The sequence below is a fragment of the Plantactinospora siamensis genome, from assembly GCF_042434095.1.
Lineage (GTDB): Bacteria > Actinomycetota > Actinomycetes > Mycobacteriales > Micromonosporaceae > KBS50.
Genome location: NZ_JBHLUE010000012.1, coordinates 59,161 through 75,585, shown reverse-complemented (window position 1 = coordinate 75,585; position 16,425 = coordinate 59,161). Strand labels below are relative to the sequence as shown.

The window sequence follows — 16,425 nt, the reverse complement described above, 5'->3', positions numbered from 1 at the left end:
TTCGCCTAGGCTCGGCCCATGGCGAAGCCCCATCAGCTCAGCCGGCAGGACGCCCGCCGGGTGGCCGTGCGCGCCCAGCTGCTGCAGCGGGACCGGCCGACCGACCTGCTGTCGGTGGCACGGCGACTCACCCTGTTCCAGCTGGACCCGATCAGCGCCGTGGCCCCCAGCGCCCACCTGGTGGCCTGGAGCCGGCTCGGGCCGGCGTACTCACCGGATGATCTGGACGCGGCGGTGGCGGACCGCCGGCTGATCGAGCTGCAGGCCCTGCTCCGCCCGGCCGAGGACCTCGCGCTCTACCGCGCCGAGATGGCCGCCTGGCCGGGCGCGGGCCCGCTGCGGGACTGGCAGGTGTCCATCCGGGACTGGGTGGCCGACAACGACGCCTGCCGGCGGGACATCCTGGCCCGGCTGCGCGCCGCCGGGCCGCTGCCGTCGCGCCAGCTGCCCGACACCTGCGTGCGGCCGTGGCGGTCGACGGGCTGGACCAACAACAAGAACATCACCAAGCTGCTCGACTACATGGTGGCCCGCGGCGAGGTCGCGGTGGCCGGGCGGAAGGGCCGCGACCGGCTGTGGGACCTCGCCGAGCGCGTCTACCCGGACGACCCGGTCGTGCCGCTCGCGGAGGCGGCCGCGGAGCGCAACCGCCGCCGCCTGGCGGCGCTGGGCCTGGCCCGCAGCCGCACCACGGAATATCCGGTCGAGCCGGGCGACGTCGGCGAGGTGGGTGAGCCCGCGACCGTCGAGGGCGTCCGGGGCGAGTGGCGGGTCGACCCGGCCCGGCTCGCCGAGCCGTTCGCCGGCCGGGCCGCGCTGCTGTCGCCGTTCGACCGGTTGCTCCACGACCGGCTCCGGGCCATGGAGATCTTCGAGTACGACTACCAGCTCGAGATGTACAAGCCGGTGGGGCAGCGCCGCTGGGGCTACTACGCGCTGCCGATCCTGTTCGGCGACCGGCTGGTCGGCAAGCTCGACGCCACGGCGGACCGCCGCGCGGGCGTGCTCGTGGTGAACGCCGTCCATCAGGACGTGCCGTTCACCGCCGAGATGGCCGACGAGATCGACCGGGAGATCGCCGAGCTGGCCGGCTGGCTCAAGCTCGACCTACGCCGTGCCGGCTGAGCCCGGCGCCGGCGCCGGGCTCATGGTCGGAACAGCTGCCGCACCCGGGCGGCCTCCCGGGTGAGGTGGTCCCGTTCCGGCACGCTGGCGGCGCCCCGGGAGGCCTCGGCATAGAGTTCGGCCGCCCGAGCGAGATCACCGGCGCGTTCGTGCAGGTACGCCGACACCGCGGCGTACCTGGGCAGGTCGGTGGGCACCTCGGCGAGCGCCGCCAGGCCGGCCCGGGGGCCGTCGGCCTCCCCGATGGCCACCGTCCGGTTGAGCCGCACGACCGGGCTGCCGGTGAGCCGCAGCAGTTCGTCATACCATTCCACGATCTGCACCCAGTCGGTCTCCTCCACCGTCCGCGCGTCGGCGTGCAGCGCGGCGATCGCGGCCTGCGCCTGATATTCGCCCAGCCGGTCCCGGGCCAGCGCGGACTGCAGGATGGCCACCCCCTCCCCGATCAGGGCGGTGTCCCAGCGGGACCGGTCCTGCGCGCCGAGCGGCACCAGCCGACCACCCGGGCCGGTGCGGGACGCCCGGCGGGCGTGGTGCAGCAGCATAAGCGCGAGCAGCCCCGCGACCTCGGGTTCGTCGGTCAGCGCCACGAGCTGGCGGGTCAGCCGGATCGCCTCGGCCGCCAGGTCGATGCTGCCGCCGTAGCCCTCGTTGAAGACCAGGTAGAGCACGCGCAGCACGGTCCCCAGATCGCCGGGCTGGTCGAGCGGCAGCCCCGCGATCCGCCGCTTGGCCCGGCTGATCCGCTGCGCCATGGTCGCCTCGGGGACCAGGTGGGCCGCCGCGATCTGCCGCGTGGTCAGGCCGCCCACGGCGCGCAGCGTCAGGGCGACGGCCGCCGGCGCCGGCAGGCTGGGATGCGCGCACAGGAAATAGAGCCGCAGCGTGTCGTCCGTGACCGGCACCGGACCGGCGGGAGGCTCGAGCTCCACGGCGAGTTCCCGGTCCCGGCGCGACGCGTCGGCCCGGGCCGCGTCCAGGAACCGGCGCCAGGCGGCCGAGATGAGCCATGCCTTCGGATCCCGCGGTGGATCGGCCGGCCAGCTCCCCAGCGCCCGGATCAGGGCCTCCTGCACGGCATCCTCGGCCGGCGCGAAGTCGGCGCCGCGCCGGACCAGGACGCCGATCACCGCGGGCACGAGTTCTCGCAGCAGCGACTCGTTCACTCGGTGACCGTGGGCGGCTCGGCGTAGAACGGCCGGACTTCGAGCCATTCCTGGATCGGCCGGCCGCCGGGACCGGGAGCGGCGGACAGTTCCCCGGCCAGCTGGACGGCGCGGTCCCAGGACTCCACGTCGATGACGTACCAGCCGGCGATGAGGTCCTTGGTCTCGGCGAACGGGCCGTCGGTCACCGGCGGCCGGCCCTCGCCGTCGTATCGCACGAACGCGCCCTCGGCCGCCAGCGCCTGCGTCTCGACGAACTCACCCGTCTCCGCCAGCCGGGCCGCGAAGTCCTGCATGAACCGCACGTGCGCGTCGACCTCCTCCGGCGTCCAGCGATCCATCGGCCCGTGGTCGATCGCGGGCGCCGGTCCGCCGCGGTAGTGCTTGAGCAGCAGGTACTTCATGCCTGTTCTCCCTCGTCACGCGGCCGGTCGTGGCCGCTCGTGCTCCTGGGACGGAGCCGCCGGCACATTTTCGACAGCCGGGTGCGACCTTTTCCACGGGGCCCGCCCCGGGTAGGCGCGGGGCGGGGCTGACCGACCCCGGCGGCGGGCGGAGCGGCCGACCCCGGCGGCGGCCGGACCGGAAATCGTCGGGGGCCGGTCCTAGCATCACCGGTATCGGTTCAGGACGACGAACGGAGCCCCGATGACCACCCTGCCCGACCGGCCGCACACCGCGCTGCTCGTCATCGACGTCCAAAACGGCGTCGTGGCCGAAGCGCACAACCGGGAGGCTGTGCTGGCCAACATCGTCAGCCTGGTCGACCGGGCCCGCGCCGAAGGTGTGCCGGTGGTGTGGGTGCAGCACTCCGACGAGGGTCTGCCGCGCGACAGCGAGCCCTGGCAGTATGTGCCGGAGCTGCCCCGCCGGGACGGCGAGCCGCTCGTGCACAAGTGCTATGGGGACTCGTTCGAGGACACCGACCTGGAGGCGGTGCTGGCCGGGCTCGGGGTGGGTCGGCTCGTCGTGACGGGCGCCCAGAGCGACGCGTGCATCCGGGCAACCCTGCACGGCGCCTTCGTGCGGGGATACGACGTGACGCTGGTCGGCGACGCGCACACGACCGAGGATCTCACCGCGTACGGCGCCCCCACCCCCGATCTGGTGATCGCCCACACCAACCTTTACTGGGGCTTCCAGGGCGGACCGGGACGGCGCGCCGAGACGGTCGACACCGCCGAGGTCCGCTTCGCCGAGCCGGCGCCCGCCTGAGGCGCCCGAGCCGGCAGCCAGCACCCGACTATCCCTGACCGGCGCCGGGCGGGCCGACCCGGTAGGTAAGGTAGGCGAACTGGCCCACCCGGTCCAGGTCGGTCAGCTCCAGCCGGGCGGCCGGCAGCCGCCGCGGCAGCAGCGGCGCGCCGGCGCCGAGGGTCACCGGCGCGACCCCGAGGATCAGCTCGTCGAGCAGGCCGGCGTCGGCGAACGACCCGACCAGCTCGCCGCCGCCGGTGAGCCAGATGTTGCGTCCGCCGGCCGCGGCCACCATCTCCCGGTGCACGGGCGCCACGTCGCCGCGGACGAACCGCAGGTCGGCGCCGGGAATCCGGGGCAGGTCGCGGTGGGTGAACACCCAAGCCGGCCGGTCGCCATACCAGCCCTGCCACCGCTCCGGCTGCTCCAGCAGCCGCTCGTGCTCCAGCACCCACTCGTAGGGGGTGGCGCCCATGGCGAAGGCGCCCACGTCGGCGAAGAACGGCGTGAACCGGTCCCGGCCCGGGGAGTTGACCTCGAACAGCCAGTCCAGCGAGTTGTCGGAGTCGGCGATGACGCCGTCGATGGTGGTGGCGGTGTAGTACTGCGTCTTCGTCACCGGCTCAGCGTGCCACCCGGCGCCGACAAAACGGGCCGGGTTCAGGCCGGGCCGGAGCGCACGGTCGGCTCGTGCCGTACCGGAAAGTTGACCGAGTTGGCGATGAAGCACAGCTCGTGCGCCCGCTCGTGCAGCTGCGCCGCCTTGTCCGTCATGGCGGCGTCCGTGACGGTGACCTCCGGCCGCAGCACCACCTCGGTGAACCGGCCGCCGCCGTCCGGCGTCTCGGTCATGGTTCCCCGGGGTCGGTCGACGTATGCGGTGACCACCACGCCGTTGGTGGCGCACAGGTGCAGGTAGGCCAGCAGGTGACACTGGGCCAGCGACGCCAGCAGCAGTTCCTCCGGGTTCCACCGGGCCGGGTCGCCCCGGAACGCCGGGTCCGACGAGCCGGCGATGTCGGCCTTGCCGTCGCCGCTCACCACGTGCTCCCGGCCGTACGCGCGATAGTTCGTGGTGCCGGTCTCCCGGGCGCCCGTCCAGACGACCGTGGCGGTGTACTGATGTGTGCGGCCCATGACGCCTCCCCGTGACCCACCGGTGCCCTGCCCGGCCCTGGAGATCTTTATAGTCCTCGCATACGGGAACGGGCGATCCTGTTCGTCATGGCGATTCTCACGGGCGTCCTCGTCGGGTGCGCGCAGGAGGAGAAGAAGACGCGGGGCTGCGCCACGCCGCCCGGCTGCCGTAACCGGCCGATCGACGGCCCGGGCCGGCCGGTGTAGTTCTGCTCGGCGCATGGCGATGGCGTCAACCGCGCCGGGCGAAGGGGTTCCACCGTCGCCGGGGTGTACGGGCGCCCGGGTCCGCGGCGCCCGCCGGGTCCGCGGGTGGCGGCGGTGTCCGGCGGGCCCGCCACTCGGACACCGCGACCTCGACCTCCACCGGCCGCAGCGCGACCGGCGGTCCCCAGGGGGTACGCAACCAGGCCGCGATCTCGTCGTTCAGCTCGGTGACCGCCGCCCGGACGGCCGGCTCGTCGGCCAGCCGGTCCAGCTCGTCGGGCAGCCGTTCCACCTGCCGGGCCAGCCGCAGCGAGGTGGGCAGCAGGGACTCGGCGGGCAGGCCCTCGCGGCGGACCCAGTCCTTGACCCACCACAGGTCGTCATCGGGGCTGTCGGTCCGCGGGATCGGCTTGCCGGCGCCGGGCAGGTTGTCGAACTCGCCGCGCTCCTGAGCGCGGCGGATCTGCGCCTCGATCACCGATTCCAGCCGGTCCGGCCGGGTCATGGGCGGCACCTCCCCGTACGGTGGTGGTCCTCAACGGTACCGCGGCGGCGGGGCGGCGACCCCGGGTCCGCCAGCCGCGCCACCCGACCGGTGCGCGGATCTGGTCGACGAACCCTGAGCCGGGTCCCGCCGCACTCGCCTCGGACCGGCCGGGGACCTTGGCCAGACCCTGGATTCGCGGCCATAGACTTCGCGGCCATGCAGAACGATCCCTCCGCGGCCGGCGACCGGTTCCCGGCCGTACCGGATGCGACCGTGCCGGATGCGACCGTGCCGGACGCGGGCGACGCCGACGCGGGCGAAACCCGACCCTGCGCGCACTGCGGCCGGCCGGTGCCGCAGCGCGCGGCGGCGGGCCGGCCGTTCCGCTACTGCCGGGACAACGACGGAGCGTGCCAGCGCGCGGCCCGGGGGCAGCGGATGCGGCACCGGTCGGCGCCGGGCCTGGCCGGCCAGGTGGCCCGCACCTGGGAGGTGGTGGACCGGCTCGACCAGCTGGTGGGCACGCTGAGCGAGTCGCTGCACGCCGAGCTGTCCCCGGCCGGGGTGGAGCGGCAGGTCGCCGAGGTCCGCGCCGAGGCGGCGGCCGCGATGGCCGCCGCGCAGGCGGAACGGGACGACGCCCGGGGCGCGGCCGACGCGGCGCTGGCCGCGGCCCGGGTGGCGCAGCGGGCCGCGGCCGACGCGGTGGCGGAGCGGTCTGCCGCCCGACGGGAGGCCGAGGCCGCCGCCCGGGACGCGGCCGAGGCCGTCCGGCAGCGGACCGCGGCCGACGCGGAGCGGGACGAGGCGCGGCGGGCCGCGGTGAGCGCCCAGGCGCTGCTCGCGCAGGCCGAACGGGACCGCGACGTCGCCCGCCGGGACGGCGCGACGGCGCGCGCCGCGGCGGAGGCGGCCGAGCGGACGGCCGCCGACCTGCGCCGGGAGCGGGACGCGGCGCAGGCCGACGCCGAGCGGGCGCTGCGGTCGGCGTCCGAGGCGGTGGCTCAGGCGGACCGGTTCCGCGCGGAGGCCGAGCGGGACCGCCGGGCGGCGGCCGAACAGCGCACGGCGGCGCAGCGCGCCGACGCGGCCGCGCTGCAGGCCCGGGAACGCGCCGCGGCGGCCGACCGGGACCGGGCGCAGACCGCGGCCGAGCTGGCCCGGGCCAGGGACGAGGCGCAGGGTACGGCCGCGGCGCTCGCGGCCGTCCGGGCCCAGTTGGCCGAGGTCCGTGAGTCGACCACGGCCGACCTGGCGGAGGCCCGCTCGGCGCTGACCGCCGAGCGGGGCCGTTCCGCCGAGCTCGCGACGCGCCTGGACGAGGCCCGGGCCGAGCTGGACACCGCGCGGCGGCGGGCCGATCAGCTGGCCGGCCAGGTGAGCGACCTCGCGACCGCCCTCGCCCGCCTCACCCCCGCCCCGCCCCGTTGATCGTCAGTGGATGCCGGCCATCATGGCGCGGATGTGGCGGGCGAACATCACCGCGGCCAGGCCCAGCACCACCGAGGCCAGCCCGAAGGTGAGGAAGTACGTCGGCTCCGACCAGCTGGCGGCCAACCGGGCCACCTGACCACCGATCGCGTCGCCGACCGCGGTGGCCAGGAACCACAGTCCCATCATCTGGCTGGCGTACTTGACCGGCGCCAGCTTGGTGGTGACCGACAGGCCCACCGGGCTCAGCGACAGCTCGCCGGCGACCTGGATGGCGTAGACGGCCACCAGCCACAGCGGTGAGATCGACCCGCCGCCTACGGCGGCCCGGGCGGCGGCGGCCATCAGCACGAACGACAGGCCGTTGAGGACCAGCCCGACGGAGAACTTCACCGGTGTGCTGATCCGGTGCCCCACCCGCAGCCACAGCACCGCGAACAGCGGCGCCGCGATGATGATCAGGATGGGGTTCACCGACTGCAACCAGGAGGCGGGGAAGGTGAAGCCGCCGACGTCGCGGTCGGTGTTCTTCTCGGCGAACGTGTTGAGCACCGATCCGGCCTGGTCGTAGATCAGCCAGAACGCGGCCGCGAACACGAACAGCCAGACGTACGCCTTCATCCGGCTGCGTTCGGTGTCGCTGATCTCGTGGTCCACCAGGATCCGGGCGAAGTAGCCGATCGTGACCAGCAGGGTGACCGCGGTGAGCAGGTTGACCACGGCGTTGACCGTGAACAGCCCGGCCAGCGCCAGGATCGCCGCGATCACCACCAGGGCCAGCGCGACCAGCCCGATCCGGGTCAACGCGCGGCGCCGGTCGGCGCCCAGCAGCGGGTCGGTGGGCCGGCGGCCGGCCTCGCCGAGGTTGCGCTGCCCGACGACGTACTGGATCACCCCGAAGGTCATCCCGATGGCGGCCGCGGCGAACCCCAGATGCCAGTTGATCTTTTCGCCGAGGAAGCCCGTGATCAGCGGGGCGAGGAAGCCGCCGAGGTTGATGCCCATGTAGAAGATCGAAAAGCCGGCGTCCCGGCGGGGCGAGTCCCGGTCGTACAGGTCGCCGACCATCGAGGAGATGTTCGGCTTGAGCAGGCCGGTGCCCAGCACGATGAGCGCCATGCCGGCGTAGACGCTCCAGTCGGTGGGCACGGCCATCACGTAGTGCCCGGCCGCGATCACCACGCCGCCCCACAGCACGCTGCGGCGGGCCCCGATCAGCCGGTCGGCCACCCAGCCGCCGGGCAGCGCCATCAGGTAGACCATCGCGTTGTACGTCCCGTACAGCGCGTTGGCGCCCGAATCGCCGATTCCCTGCCCGTTGTCGGCCACCGACGCGGTCAGGTACAGCACCAGGATGGCCCGCATGCCGTAGAAGCTGAACCGCTCCCACATCTCGGTCAGAAAGAGCGTGGCGAGCGCGCGGGGATGGCCGAAGAAGCCGCGCCCGGTGGCCACCGGGCCGGCCGCCGGCATCTCCTGGCTCATCGCCACCTCCGGATCACCCGGCATAACCGAGTAATGCTCACTAATAGGCCAAAGCGACTCTAATACACATGCCGGTGGTGAGGTGGGCCACTCCGCACGCCGACCGGTTACCCTCGAAGGGAATCCGGCTCCGTACGCTGGCGGCCGGAACGGGAATCGCGGGCCGGTTCATTTCGTTACACCGATGACAATCAGCACCGACCGAGGGGACATCCGATCATGGGCGAGCGCATGCTGCGCGGAAGCCGTCTGGGCGCGGTCAGCTACGAGTCCGACCGCAACACGGAACTCGCGCCGCGCCAGACCCGCGAGTACCTGTGCGCCAAGGGGCACCAGTTCGAGGTGCCGTTCGCCGTGGACGCCGAGGTGCCGATGACCTGGGAGTGCAAGTTCGACGGGAGCGTGGCGCGGCTGGTCGACGGCAGCGAGCCGGAGCAGAAGAAGGCGAAGCCGCCGCGCACCCACTGGGACATGCTGCTGGAGCGGCGCTCGATCGCCGAGCTGGAGGACATCCTCGCCGAGCGCCTGCAGGAGGTGCGGACCCGCCGCGGCCGCGCCTGAGCGTTGCGAACCCTTTCCGCCCCCGTCGCGTGACCCGCGGCGGGGGCGGAACGCTGTCCGGGCCGATCACCCCACCCGTCCGGAGCCGGCGGTCGACCCGGCCCCGCTCAGCGGTCGACGATCTCGCCCTCGACGATGTCGCCGGCGCCAGGTGGCGCGGGTGACACGGTCGGCCGCACCGCACCCGCCGGCGGCCGGATCGGGTCGGCGGCGCCGGGGTCGCCGGACGCGGCCGGGTCGGTCGGCGCGCCGCGGCGCACCCGCACCCGGCGCGGACCGAACATCTCCCCCGCCAGCATCGAGGAGACCCGCCGCTCGGTCGCCCGCTCCACGGCCGCCCGCGCCACCCGGCGCACCGGCGGCACCAGCAGCAGCACCCCGAGCAACCCGCTGACCAGGCCGGGCACCGCCAGCAGCAGCGCGCCCAGCAACCCGATCAGCCCGTCGGTGACCTGCCGCCCCGGCGGCTGACCCGCCGCGGCCGCGGCCCGGAACGACCGCCAGGCCCGCATGCCCTCGCGGCGCACCAGGAACAGCCCGGCCGCCGAGGCGAGCAGCGCCAGCAGCAGCGTCGGCGCGTACCCGATCAGGTGGCCGAGCAGGACGAACACGGCGATCTCGACGACGGCCGCAACCAGCAGCGCCAGCGGCAGATACCTCAGCCAGCGGGGCATGTCACCTCATCCGGGGAACGGACCCGTCGGCCCGTACGTCCAGCATGACATGCCGACGCTCACGGCCACCGCACCTGACCGGTGGGGGTGCCGTGCAGGGCCCGGCGGATCGCCATCCGCCGGTCGTGCGCCCCCCACTGGGTGACCCGCCACAGCGCCTCACCGATGATGGTGGGGCTCATCTTGCTGGCCCCGTGCTCCCGCTCGGCGAACGTGATCGGCACCTCGACCACCCGCAGCCCGGCCTGGTGGGCCCGCCACGCCAGCTCGACCTGGAACGAGTAACCCTGCGAGGCCACCGAGCCCAGGTCCAGGCCCGCCAGCGCCGCCAGCCGGTAGACCCGGAACCCGCCGGTGGCGTCCGAGACCGGCATCCCCAGCGCCAACCGGGTGTAGAGGTTCCCGGCCCGGGACAGCAGCAGCCGGTGCCAGGGCCAGTTGACCACCCGGGCGCCCCGTACCCACCGGGAGCCCAGCACCACGTCGGCGTGCCGCGCCGCCTCCAGCAGCCGGTGCAGCTCCTCCGGCGCGTGCGACCCGTCGGCGTCCATCTCCACCACCGCGTCGAAGCCCCGCTGCGCCGCCCACCGGAACCCGGCCACGTACGCCGCGCCCAGGCCGTTCTTGCCCGGCCGGTGCAGCACGTGCACGCCCGGATCGGCGGCGGCCATCCCGTCGGCCAGCTCGCCGGTGCCGTCCGGGCTGGCGTCGTCGACGACCAGGATCTCGGCGCTCGGCACGGCGCCGCGCAGCCGCCGCAGCAGCCCCGGCAGGTTCTCCGCCTCGTTGTACGTCGGGATGACGATCAGCGTCCGACCCACCCCGGGGAAGCCCACCGGCCCGGACCGTTCCGTCACGTTTCCTCCGCCCCCGCCGGCTCGCCGGCGATCCCGGCGCCGCCGCCCGGGAAGGCCGGTCGGCGGCGCGCCAGCGCCGCCGCGAGCACGCCGGCGACGGCGAGCCCCGCCAGCACCACCTCCGGCCACACCCCGAGCCGGGTGGCGACCGTACGGCCCTGGTCGAGACGCATCTGCCGGGTCAGCACCGCCGCGGTGTCGAACCCGGTGGGGGCGACTACCCGCCCGGCGGGGGTAACGAACCCGGACACCCCGACCGTGGAGGCCATCAACGACTCGCGGCCGTGCTCCACCGCCCGCAGCCGCACCATGGCCAACTGCTGCAGCGCCTCCGCCTCGTCGAAGGTGGCGTTGTTGGTCTGCACCACCAGCAGCTGGGCGCCGCCGGTGACGGTGTCCCGGACCAGGCCGTCGTAGGCCACCTCGAAGCAGATCACATCCCCCAGCGTCAGGCCGCCCACGTGCAGCACCCCCGCCCGGTCCCCGGCCACGAAGTCGCTGCGGACCCGGTCGACCTCCGCGCTGACCCGCCGGGCGATCTGGCGCAGCGGGATGTACTCGGCGAACGGCACCGGATGCCGCTTGACGTACACCTGGCCCAGGTCGGGACCGGCGCCCGGCCGCCACACCAGCCCGGCGTTGCGAACCCCGTCGCCCGGCCCGACCAGCACGGTGCCCACCAGGATCGGGGCGTGCACGGCGTCGGCGGCCGCGGTGATCTCCGCCGCGGCGTCGTCGTTGCGTAGCGGGTCGATGTCGCTGGAGTTCTCCGGCCACACCACGAGGTCCGGCTGGGGCGCCTGGCCCGCCGCGATCCGCGCGGCCAGCCCCATGGTGGCCCGCACGTGGTTGTCGAGCACCGCCCGCCGCTGCGCGTTGAAGTCCAACCCGAGCCGCGGCACGCTGCCCTGCACGATGGCCACGCTGGCGGTGCGGCCCCCGTCGTCGTGCAGCGGCACGAGCGCCCCGACCGCCACCACGGCCACCGCCCCGGCGGCCAGGCCGAGCGCCGCCGCGGGCCCGCCCGGGCCAGACCGGCGGACCGGCCAGACCGCCCGCCACGGCCGCCAGGCGGCCGCCCCCAGCAGCCCGCCGGCGAGCGCGACCGCGAACGTCACCAGCGGCGCCCCGCCCAGCGCAGCGAGCCGCAGCGCCGGTGAGTCGCCCTGGCTGAACGCCAACCGGCCCCACGGGAACCCCCCGAACGGGATCCGCGACCGGGCCGCCTCCTGGGCCACCCACAGCGACCCGGTCAGCAGGGGCCAGGTCCAGCGCCACCGGTCGGCCAGCGGGCTCGCGTACGCGGCCAGCAGCCCCGCACCGGCCAGGAACGCCGCCTGCGAGCCGCACAGCAGCAGCCACGGCAGCAGCCCGGTGTGCAGGTTCGTCCAGGCCAGCATCGGGACGAACACCACCAGACCGGTCAGCAGGCCCAGCCCGGCGCCGCCGCGCAGCCGCCGCCGGTGCACGGCCGCCGCCTGCGCCGCCACCCCCACCGGGGCCAGCCACCACCACCCGTACGGCGGGAAGGCCAGCAGCAGCGCGCCCCCGGCGGCCAGCGCGGCCAGCGTCGCCACCCACAGCGGCAACGGGCGCCGGTCCCGGCTCGGCGGCGCCGCGACGCGCTCCGCACCGACCACACCCGCCGTGTCCACCGTCACCACCCGCGTACGCGCCCTTCCGCCGCCGGGGCTCCGGCGGCGGCGTCCGCCCACCGCGGCCGGTTCCGGACGGCTGTCTCCCGCCGCCGACGTGCGGCGAACGGGTAGCCGCTGCCGCCGAGGTCCGGCGGCAGGTTCCCGGCGAAGGTTACCCGGCCCGCCGCCGCGGCCGCCCCGTTCCCCGCGCGGGCGGCTCAGGGCAGGGCCGGCGCGAGCCGGACCGCCACGTCCAGGGCCCGGGTGCCGGGGCGCCCGCCGTCCTCCATGGTCCACAGCTCCGACAGCACCGCCATCACGTACCCCCAGGCCCGGATCCGCTCGGGCGGCTGGCCCAACCCGTCGGCCAACCGCTCGATCCGGGACTCCAGCAGCGGCAGCAGCCGCCCGGACTGCTCGTCCGGCCCCGGGTTGTACAGCACCGGCCCGGCGTCGAAGCCGGGATCGCCGACCAGGCCGTGCGGGTCGATGGCCAGCCACGGTTCCCGCTGCGCGGCCAGCAGGTTGTCGTGGTGCAGGTCGCCGTGCAGCACGACGGTGGCCGGCGCCGAGGCGCACAGCTCGTCGAACAGGCCGCGGGCCCGGTCCACCAGGCCCACCGGCAGCGGCCCGCCGCCGCCGTACCGGTCCAGGTGTCCGGTGAAGGACCGCCGATAGGAGGTCAGCGGCGGCAGCGGGCAGCCGGGCGGCGGCGGCACGTGCAGCCGGCGCAGCGCCTCGGCCACCGCGCCGGTCGCCTCGGCGTCCCGGTCCGGCACCAGCGACCGGACCATCGTGCCGGGCCGGGCGCGCTCCAGCAGCAGCGCGCCCCGGTCCGGATCCTCGGCCAGCAGCCGCACCGCGCCCCGCCCGGCGAAGATCCGCAGCGCGGTGGCCTCCCGCACCAGGTGTTCGCTGCCGGGCACGCCCAACTTGAGCACCAGCGGGGTGCCGTCGGCGGCGGTGGCCGCGGCCACCCAGTTGAACGTCAACCCGAACGGCTCGCCGACCCGCAGGTCCCAGCCGGCGGCGACGGCCCGCACGGTCCGCGGCAGCTCGTCCAGCCAGCGCCGCCCGGCCGCCCCCCACACCCCGACGACGGTCCGGGCGAACCCCTCCGGTACGGGCTCCGTGGGCAGCATCACCGGATCATGCCACGGCCGCCGGTCCCGAGCGGGCCGGCTCGGGGGCCGCGGGCCTCGACGGGCGGCGGGATCGGCGCCGTCGGCGGGCGGTGGGCGGTGGGTCGGCGCCGTCGGCGGGGTCGGCGCGCGTCGACGGCGGCGGCCGCCATGCGGATCAGGGCCGCGCGTGCCCAGCGGGGACCGGGACGAAAATCGGGGCGCGGCCACTGGCCGCGCCCCGATGCTCCCAGGCCCCTCCCGGCCGGTGCGGCGGGGTGACCCGGACGACCTTCGGACCGACCGGACGCGAACTGGCTGTTCTCGCCCACCCGTTGTCTACTGGCCGCACACGTCACCTCGTCCGGACACCGGTAACAGCGGCCGGTTCGCGCCGCCCCGCCGACCCCCGCCCGCTGGACCTGGCCGTCGCGGAATACTGCCGCTCGGCCAGCGGGCGAAGGGACGAAGCGAACAACAACCGCTTCCCGTTGTAGGACTCAAAGACGGTACGTGGTGCCCCCCCGCACCTGTCAACCGCCCCCGGGCCTGTCATCGCCACCAATCCGGCGTGTCTGCCCCGACACCCCGCCCGCAAACCCCGCGAGCCATGCCCGCCCGCCCCACCGCCGTCGATCTTGCACTTCGGGCCCGTCTTTCGCGGCATAAGACCCTTGTGCCCGGGCCAAAAGTGCAAGATCGACGAGTCAATGGGGCGGGTGAGAGAGGGGGCGGGGTGGGATCAGGCGGCGAGGAGGTGGTGGCGTAGCAGGGCGGCGGCGGCGGTCGGGTGGTCGGCGGCCAGCAGGCCGCCGGCGGCCAGCACGTACTCGTCGTCCACCGCGGCCCGCGCCGAGCGCGGCACCGCCCAGCCGCCGGCGTGGTCGGTCAGCACCGCCGACAGCACGGCTGCCCGGTCCGCCGGGCCGGCGTGCCGCAGCACCCCGCCCGAGCCGATCAACAGTCGCACGTCGCGCAGGTCCCGCGCCGCCTGCTCGCCGATCGCCCCGCCCCGGGCGTGCCGGCGCACCGCCACGATGGCGGCCAGCACCGCCAGCCGCCGGTCCACCGCCCGGTCCCGCTCGTCGGCCGGCAGAAACCCCGGATCGGCGGCCCGGTCGGCGGCCGCCGCGACCAGCGCGTCCCGCTCCCCGTCGACCAGCAACCGCTCGGCGGCGGCCGCGGCCACCACCCCGGGCGCGCTCCACCGCATCCCCAGGTCCCCCTCGACGGTACGGGCCCGCCACAGCTGCCCCGCCGCGGGCCGGCTCGGGCCGGTTGCCCGCTCGTCTGGGGTGAGCACCGAATACACGTCCGTGGTGGCCCCGCCGACGTCCACCACCACCAGGTCACCGCCGCCCGCGTCGGCCAGCGTCTCCACCCCGGTCAGCACCGCGTCGGGCGTCGCGGCCCGCACCAGGGCGCCGAAACGCCGGCCCCGGGACAGCCGCTTGCCGCCGATCACGTGCCGCAGGAACACCTCGCGGATCGCCGCCCGCGCCGGCCCCGGCGCCAGCACCCCGATCCGGGGCAGCACGTTCCCGGCCACCGTGACCGGCACGCCGCGGCCGGTCAGCATCCCGGCCACCTCGTCGCGGGCGTCGGCGTTGCCGGCCAGCACCACCGGCCCCCGCCAGCGCGCCGCCGCCAACCGGCCGGCGTTGTGCCGCAGCACGTCGGCGTCACCGCCATCGGTGCCGCCCACCAGCAGCAGCACGTCCGGTCGGGACGCCCGCACCGCCGCCAGCCCGGGCCCGGTCAACCGGCCCGCCGCCACGTGCACCACCCGGGCGCCGGCCGACAACCCCACCCGGTGCCCCGCCTGCGCCGTCACCAACTCCTCGTAGCCGACCACCGCCAGCCGCAGCCCACCCCCGGCCGACGAGCAGACGTACCACGGCGCGTCCCCCACGGCGACCCCCGCGCTCGCCCGCGCCACCGCGGCGTCCAGGCCGTGCAGCACGTCCGTGCCCACCGTGGTGCGTTCGGCGGCCGTACCGGCCAACCGGCCCCGGGCCAGGTCGACCACCGCCACCTTGGTGAACGTCGACCCGACGTCGGCGCAGACGGCGTAGGCGGTCGCCGGATCCGCGGGGTTTGCGATCGCCGGATCCGCGCCGGGACCTGACGGCGCCGGGTCCCGGAGGCCGGCCGAGGTCACCGCGCGGGCGACGGCTCGGCCGGCGGGACCACCACGGTGCCGGTGGCGGTCACCGCCACCACCGGCGGGTCCAGCACCTCGGCCGCCGACTCCCCCCGGTCCGGCCGGCCCCGGCACACCACCACGCAACTGAGCTCCAGGGTGCGGCTGCGGGTGCCCACCCGGGACACCTGCGCGGTCACCTCCAGCACGTCACCGGCCCGGATCGGCGCGTCGAACCGCACCTGCGAGTAGCCCGCGAACAGGCCCTCGTCGCCGTCCGTGCGGATGCACACCTCGGTGGCCACATCCCCGAACAACCCCAGCGCGTACGCCCCGTCCACCAGGTTTCCCGCATAGTGCGCGTGCGAGTACGGCACGTACCGCCGGTGCGTCACCGTCAACCCCAGCCGGGGATCCTGCTCGCTCACGCCTTCGCCGCCTTCCTGTTCGTGACCAACGCGTGGACCAGGTAGCTGGCCACCTCACCGGGGGTGGTGCCGCGGCCGAAGATCCGGTCCACGCCCAGCTCGCCGGCCATCTTCTCGTCGAACCGCGGCCCGCCCACCACCAGCAGCGGTCGCCGGCCCGCCGGTATCGCCTCCCGGAACGCCGCCGACATCTCCCGGATGTTGCGCAGGTGCGCGTCCCGCTGCGTCACCACCTGCGACACCAGCACCGCGTCGGCCCGGGCCGCCCGCGCCGCCTCCACCAGGTCCGGCACGCTCACCTGGGCGCCCAGGTTCGTCACCGCCAGCTCGCGGTAGTACTCCAGGCCCTTCTCCCCGGCGATGCCCTTCACGTTCAGGATCGCGTCGATGCCCACCGTGTGCGCGTCGGTGCCGATGCACGCCCCCACCACCGACAGCTTCCGGCGCAACCGCTGTTTCACCAGCGTGTTGACCTCCTTGGCCGACAGCAGCGGGAAGTCCCGCTCCACCACCTCCACGACCGAGGTGTCGACCAGGTGGTTCACCCGCCCGTACACGACGAAGAAGGTGAACCCGGCACCCATCTGCTTGGCGTGCACCAGCATGGCCGGATCCATGCCCATCTTGCCGGCCAGTTGCAGCGCCGCGCCCTCGGCCCGCTTGTCGTGCGGCACCGGCAACGTGAACGACACCTGCACCATGCCGTCGCCGGTGGTGTCCCCGTACGGCCGGATGATCTTCTTGCCGGCCTCGGACCCGGCCTCCGGCC

The 16,425-nt window shown here is 75.3% G+C and carries 17 protein-coding genes; 4 read left to right on the top strand and 13 right to left on the bottom strand.

The genetic code is table 11. The annotated features are described in order from the left end of the window. Positions 1-18: 18 nt before the first annotated feature. The gene (locus ACFFHU_RS16810) at positions 19-1,125 is read left to right on the top strand and encodes a DNA glycosylase AlkZ-like family protein (protein WP_377339980.1); all 1,107 of its coding nucleotides are present in this window, start codon (positions 19-21) and stop codon (positions 1,123-1,125) included. Positions 1,126-1,145: 20 nt separating this feature from the next. On the opposite strand, the gene ACFFHU_RS16805 is transcribed toward ACFFHU_RS16810, so the two are convergent. Both ACFFHU_RS16805 and ACFFHU_RS16800 read right to left on the bottom strand, forming a co-directional pair. Continuing rightward, positions 1,146-2,291, bottom strand: coding sequence for an RNA polymerase sigma factor (locus ACFFHU_RS16805; protein ID WP_377339978.1), 1,146 nt, complete (start codon positions 2,289-2,291; stop codon positions 1,146-1,148). After that, a complete protein-coding gene (locus ACFFHU_RS16800) occupies positions 2,288-2,695 on the bottom strand; it encodes a YciI family protein (protein ID WP_377339975.1) in 408 nt (135 codons plus the stop codon). Before ACFFHU_RS16800 ends, ACFFHU_RS16805 begins: the two co-directional genes overlap by 4 nt. Before the next feature lie 244 nt (positions 2,696-2,939). Between ACFFHU_RS16800 and ACFFHU_RS16795 the strand changes: the two genes are divergently transcribed. Then, a complete protein-coding gene (locus ACFFHU_RS16795) occupies positions 2,940-3,506 on the top strand; it encodes an isochorismatase family protein (RefSeq protein WP_377339973.1) in 567 nt (188 codons plus the stop codon). A 28-nt stretch (positions 3,507-3,534) separates the two neighbouring features. Here ACFFHU_RS16795 and ACFFHU_RS16790 read toward each other — a convergent pair whose 3' ends face one another. From ACFFHU_RS16790 to ACFFHU_RS16780, 3 genes are all read right to left on the bottom strand, one after another. Continuing rightward, a complete protein-coding gene (locus ACFFHU_RS16790) occupies positions 3,535-4,107 on the bottom strand; it encodes a dihydrofolate reductase family protein (RefSeq protein WP_377339972.1) in 573 nt (190 codons plus the stop codon). Positions 4,108-4,148: 41 nt separating this feature from the next. Further along, positions 4,149-4,625 (bottom strand): OsmC family protein, encoded by a 477-nt coding sequence (locus ACFFHU_RS16785; protein WP_377339970.1) that lies wholly within the window; start codon positions 4,623-4,625, stop codon positions 4,149-4,151. Between the two features lie 232 nt (positions 4,626-4,857). Next, positions 4,858-5,337, bottom strand: a complete 480-nt coding sequence (locus tag ACFFHU_RS16780) for a DnaJ family domain-containing protein (protein WP_377339968.1) — start codon at positions 5,335-5,337, stop codon at positions 4,858-4,860. A gap of 198 nt (positions 5,338-5,535) precedes the next feature. Here ACFFHU_RS16780 and ACFFHU_RS16775 point away from each other — a divergent pair, with 198 nt between their 5' ends. Next, positions 5,536-6,750, top strand: a complete 1,215-nt coding sequence (locus ACFFHU_RS16775) for a coiled-coil domain-containing protein (RefSeq protein ID WP_377339966.1) — start codon at positions 5,536-5,538, stop codon at positions 6,748-6,750. A gap of 3 nt (positions 6,751-6,753) precedes the next feature. On the opposite strand, the gene ACFFHU_RS16770 is transcribed toward ACFFHU_RS16775, so the two are convergent. Further along, complete coding sequence (locus ACFFHU_RS16770; protein WP_377339964.1) at positions 6,754-8,259, bottom strand: peptide MFS transporter; 1,506 nt, start codon at positions 8,257-8,259, stop codon at positions 6,754-6,756. A 195-nt stretch (positions 8,260-8,454) separates the two neighbouring features. Here ACFFHU_RS16770 and ACFFHU_RS16765 point away from each other — a divergent pair, with 195 nt between their 5' ends. Then, on the top strand, positions 8,455-8,796 hold the full coding sequence (locus ACFFHU_RS16765; RefSeq protein WP_095565228.1) for an RNA polymerase-binding protein RbpA: 342 nt from the start codon (positions 8,455-8,457) through the stop codon (positions 8,794-8,796). Between the two features lie 107 nt (positions 8,797-8,903). On the opposite strand, the gene ACFFHU_RS16760 is transcribed toward ACFFHU_RS16765, so the two are convergent. From ACFFHU_RS16760 to kamE, 7 genes are all read right to left on the bottom strand, one after another. Further along, positions 8,904-9,470, bottom strand: coding sequence for an FxsA family protein (locus ACFFHU_RS16760; protein ID WP_377339962.1), 567 nt, complete (start codon positions 9,468-9,470; stop codon positions 8,904-8,906). Positions 9,471-9,529: 59 nt separating this feature from the next. Beyond that, entirely contained in the window at positions 9,530-10,327 is a 798-nt protein-coding gene (locus ACFFHU_RS16755) for a polyprenol monophosphomannose synthase (protein ID WP_377339959.1), read from the bottom strand. Continuing rightward, entirely contained in the window at positions 10,324-11,988 is a 1,665-nt protein-coding gene (lnt, locus tag ACFFHU_RS16750) for an apolipoprotein N-acyltransferase (protein WP_377340136.1), read from the bottom strand. The genes ACFFHU_RS16755 and lnt overlap by 4 nt, the downstream gene beginning before the upstream one ends. 194 nt (positions 11,989-12,182) lie before the next feature. Continuing rightward, on the bottom strand, positions 12,183-13,106 hold the full coding sequence (locus ACFFHU_RS16745; RefSeq protein ID WP_377339957.1) for an aminoglycoside phosphotransferase family protein: 924 nt from the start codon (positions 13,104-13,106) through the stop codon (positions 12,183-12,185). Positions 13,107-13,827: 721 nt separating this feature from the next. Continuing rightward, positions 13,828-15,189 carry a glutamate mutase L gene (locus ACFFHU_RS16740; RefSeq protein ID WP_377340135.1) on the bottom strand — a complete coding sequence of 454 codons (1,362 nt, stop codon included), beginning with the start codon at positions 15,187-15,189 and terminating at the stop codon, positions 13,828-13,830. A gap of 53 nt (positions 15,190-15,242) precedes the next feature. After that, positions 15,243-15,656 carry a 3-aminobutyryl-CoA ammonia lyase gene (gene kal, locus ACFFHU_RS16735; RefSeq protein WP_377339955.1) on the bottom strand — a complete coding sequence of 138 codons (414 nt, stop codon included), beginning with the start codon at positions 15,654-15,656 and terminating at the stop codon, positions 15,243-15,245. Continuing rightward, entirely contained in the window at positions 15,653-16,393 is a 741-nt protein-coding gene (kamE, locus tag ACFFHU_RS16730; protein WP_377340133.1) for a lysine 5,6-aminomutase subunit beta, read from the bottom strand. The genes kal and kamE overlap by 4 nt, the downstream gene beginning before the upstream one ends. Positions 16,394-16,425 lie beyond the last annotated feature (32 nt).

Bases quoted from the DNA above. Each gene is read 5' to 3' on its own strand.
- ACFFHU_RS16810 (WP_377339980.1), top strand. From the start codon at position 19: ATGGCGAAGCCCCATCAGCTCAGCCGGCAGGACGCCCGCCGGGTGGCC.
- ACFFHU_RS16800 (WP_377339975.1), bottom strand. From the start codon at position 2,695: ATGAAGTACCTGCTGCTCAAGCACTACCGCGGCGGACCGGCGCCCGCG.
- ACFFHU_RS16795 (WP_377339973.1), top strand. From the start codon at position 2,940: ATGACCACCCTGCCCGACCGGCCGCACACCGCGCTGCTCGTCATCGAC.
- ACFFHU_RS16785 (WP_377339970.1), bottom strand. From the start codon at position 4,625: ATGGGCCGCACACATCAGTACACCGCCACGGTCGTCTGGACGGGCGCC.
- ACFFHU_RS16780 (WP_377339968.1), bottom strand. From the start codon at position 5,337: ATGACCCGGCCGGACCGGCTGGAATCGGTGATCGAGGCGCAGATCCGC.
- ACFFHU_RS16775 (WP_377339966.1), top strand. From the start codon at position 5,536: ATGCAGAACGATCCCTCCGCGGCCGGCGACCGGTTCCCGGCCGTACCG.
- ACFFHU_RS16770 (WP_377339964.1), bottom strand. From the start codon at position 8,259: ATGCCGGGTGATCCGGAGGTGGCGATGAGCCAGGAGATGCCGGCGGCC.
- ACFFHU_RS16765 (WP_095565228.1), top strand. From the start codon at position 8,455: ATGGGCGAGCGCATGCTGCGCGGAAGCCGTCTGGGCGCGGTCAGCTAC.
- ACFFHU_RS16760 (WP_377339962.1), bottom strand. From the start codon at position 9,470: ATGCCCCGCTGGCTGAGGTATCTGCCGCTGGCGCTGCTGGTTGCGGCC.
- ACFFHU_RS16745 (WP_377339957.1), bottom strand. From the start codon at position 13,106: ATGCTGCCCACGGAGCCCGTACCGGAGGGGTTCGCCCGGACCGTCGTC.